Genomic DNA, 3,308 nt, shown 5'->3' with positions numbered 1-3,308 from the left:
GGCATGCACCCAGTGGAATTGCCCGGCATTGCGGCCACTGTGCCCGAAGCTGCCGACCACGCTGCCGTCGTCGCGCCTGATCACCCTGATCTCGTTGTTCTCGCCGTCGGCACTGAGCAGCCAGGTCTGCTTCGGATCGGGCCAGATCGCGACGTCCCACACCGCGCCGTTGCCGAGCGTGCTCTTCTCGAAGAAGAACTCCTTCACGAAGGTGCCGTCTTTCCGAAACACCTGGATGCGGTTGTTGATGCGGTCGCAGACATAGACCAGCCCGTCATTGGCGAGCTTCACGCGATGGACGGGATTGCCGAACTGCTGGGCAACCGGCGCCTTGGGATCGTAGGGCGCCTGCTTGTTGTCATCCGGCTTGTTGCCATAGGCGCCCCAGTGCCGCTTGTAGGCCAGCGTGCTCGCGTCGAACACGATGACGCGACGGTTGCCATAGCCGTCGGCGACGTAGATTTCGTTCGCGTCCTTGTCGATGGCAGTCTCGGCGGGCTTGCCGAGCTGCGTCGTGTCGTTGCTGCCGAGGCTCGGTGCAATCTTGCCGATCTGGGCGACGAACTTGCCGTCGAGCGTGAACTTCAGAATCGCGTTGTCGTTGTCGGCATTGCCGCCGACCCAGACGAAGCCGCGCTCGTCGACCTCGATGCCGTGCTCGCGGCCGACCCATTCGTAGCCTTCGCCCGGACCGCCCCATGAGCGCAGCAGATTGCCATCGGCGTCGAATTCGAGCACGGGCGGCGCCGAGACGCAGCATTTCGAGCRTGGCGGATTGAGGCTCGCGCCCTTCTCGTCGTCGGTGAGCGAGCGTGGGCGATGGATCACCCAGATGTGGCCCTGCCAATCGACCGTGATGCCGCCGACCTGGCCGAGGATCCAGTTGTTCGGCAGCTGCTTGGGCCAGGAGGGATCGACGGCGAATGTCGGGACATCGCCGGCGGTCGCAACGCCCGGAAGCGCAAATGCGAGTGCCGCGATCAGGATGGAGAAGGCGTGAGAGACGCGTGCGAGCGCACGGCCAGCGCCTGCGCGATCATGCCATGGTGCCATGGCAACCTCCCTTTTTTGGCTTGCGGCTTGCTGCCGCTTGAGCGCGGGCAGTCAATCGCGGGGAGGGGGCCAAGTCAATCGGCCGAGCCAATTGGTCAAGTCAATCAGGCCGGCGAGCGGAAGCTCATCAGGCTGCGCGTCTTGTAGTCGTAGAACTTGCCGGTCTCGGTCCAGTCAGGCGCGCACATCGGCACGATGAATTCGGCGACCTGCTCGGGCGTGTCGAGTGTCGCAGGATCCTCGCCCGGCATCAGGGTTGCACGCATGCGGGTGCGGATCGGGCCGGGGTTGAACAGGTTGATGCGAAGAGGCGTGTTCGCGGTCTCCTGCGCCCAGGCGCGCGCCAGCGTTTCCAGCGCGGCCTTGGAGGCGGCGTAGGGGCTGACATAGGCGGTCGCCTTGTTGGCGGCGCCCGAGGTGATGAACACGGCGCGGCCGGCGTCGGACTGCTTCAGCAGCGGCTCCATGCAGCGGATAAGCTGGAAGTTGGCGGAGACGTTGACGGCCATGACGTCGTTGAAGGTCTTCAGCTCGATATGGCCGATCGGCGAGGAGGGGCCGAGCACGCCGGCATTGCCGACGAGGATGTCGAGCTTGCCGTAGCGTTCGTGCAGGCCGGCCCCGAGCCGCGCGATGCCGTCGGAATCGGTGAGGTTGAGCGGTACCAGCGTGGCGCTGCCGCCCTCTTTCCGGATCTCGTCGTCGAGCTCTTCCAGCCCGCCCTGCGTGCGCGCCACCGCGACGATGTGCGCGCCGGCCTTCGCCAGCGCTTTGGCCGTGGCGAAGCCGATGCCGCGCGAGGCGCCGGTGACGAGAGCGATGCGGTCGGCGAGGGGCTTTGTCATGGCCGCGTTTTACAGGCGTGAACGGCTGGGGCAAGCCCCCGCCTGGTCGTCATTCCGGGGCGATGCGAAGCATCGAACCCAGAATCCAGAGGCTATGATACGACTTCGAGATCCCGGGTTCGCGCTATCGCGCGCCCCGGGATGACGGCTTCGCCGTCAGCTCGCTTCCGCCAGCAGTGACAGCTGCCGCGGCTGCTGCTCGGTCTGGGTCTGGTCGGTGAGGTGGGTCGGATACGCCCCGGTGAAGCAGTGATCCGAGAATTTCGGATTGGCCGGGTCGCGGCCGGGCTCGCCCATGGCGCGGTACATGCCGTCGATCGACAGGAAGGCGAGCGAGTCGGCGCCGATGATCTCGCGCATCTCCTCCAGCGAATGCGTCGCCGCCAAGAGGCCGCCGCGATCCGGCAGGTCGATGCCGTAATAATCGGGATAGAGGATCGGGGGCGAAGCGAGGCGGAAATGCACTTCCTTCGCGCCGGCATCGCGCATCATGCGCACGATCTTCTTCGAGGTAGTTCCGCGCACCAGCGAGTCGTCGATCAGGATGATGCGCTTGCCTTCGATCGCGGCGCGGTTGGCCGAATGCTTCATGCGCACGCCGGATTCGCGGATCGCCTGCGTCGGCTGGATGAAGGTGCGGCCGACATAGTGGTTGCGGATGATGCCGAGCTCGAACGGCACGCCGGAATGCTGGCTATAGCCGACCGCGGCGGGCACGCCGGAATCCGGCACCGGCACGACGACGTCGATCGGCACGTGGCTCTCGCGCGCGAGCTGCGCACCGAAGGCCTTGCGCACCTCGTAGACCGAGCGGCCGTGGACGATGGAATCCGGACGGGAGAAATAGATGTATTCGAAGATGCAGGGACGTGGCGCCATCGGCGGGAACGGCTTGTGGATGTCCTGGCCGTTCTCGTCGAACACGATGACTTCGCCCGGCTCGATGTCGCGGATGAAGCGCGCGCCGATGATGTCGAGTGCGCAGGTCTCGGAGGTCAGGATCGGGCAGCCGTCGAGCTCACCGAGCACCAGGGGGCGGATGCCGCGCGGGTCGCGCGCGCCGACCAGCTTCTTGTTGGTGAGCGAGACCAGCGCATAGGCGCCCTCGATCTCGCGCAGCGCGTCGATGTAGCGCTCGATGAAGCGGGTGCGCCGGGAGCGCGCGACCAGGTGCAGGATCACCTCGGTGTCGGTGGTCGACTGCATCATCGCGCCGCTCTTCACGAGCTCGCGGCGCAGCGTCAGGCCGTTGGTGAGGTTGCCGTTATGGGCGACCGCAAGGCCGCCGGCATTGAGCTCGGCGAACAGCGGCTGCACGTTGCGCAGGATGGTGGCGCCGGTGGTGGAGTAGCGGACATGGCCGACGGCCATGTTCCCGGGCAGGCGGTCGATCACCTCGCGGCGGGAGAA

The 3,308-nt window shown here is 66.3% G+C and carries 3 protein-coding genes; all 3 read right to left on the bottom strand.

Features of this window, described 5'->3' with window-relative positions:
- Positions 1 to 1,053 (bottom strand): NHL repeat-containing protein (locus AC1D00_RS32850; protein WP_477013530.1); only part of this gene is annotated, 1,053 nt, incomplete at its 3' end.
- Positions 1,054 to 1,157: 104 nt separating this feature from the next.
- Positions 1,158 to 1,898 carry an SDR family NAD(P)-dependent oxidoreductase gene (locus tag AC1D00_RS32845; protein ID WP_477013529.1) on the bottom strand — a complete coding sequence of 247 codons (741 nt, stop codon included), beginning with the start codon at positions 1,896 to 1,898 and terminating at the stop codon, positions 1,158 to 1,160.
- 156 nt (positions 1,899 to 2,054) lie between these two features.
- Positions 2,055 to 3,308: amidophosphoribosyltransferase (purF, locus tag AC1D00_RS32840; protein WP_477013528.1), on the bottom strand; the 1,254-nt coding region annotated here is incomplete at its 5' end.

This window comes from Bradyrhizobium sp. P2_E8 (assembly GCF_056403875.1).
The sequence above is the reverse complement of the archived record's forward strand: the minus strand, read 5'-3'. Positions and strand labels throughout refer to the sequence as shown.

Excerpts from the sequence above, each read along its gene's own strand:
- AC1D00_RS32845 (WP_477013529.1), bottom strand. The coding sequence starts at position 1,898 with ATGACAAAGCCCCTCGCCGACCGCATCGCTCTCGTCACCGGCGCCTCG.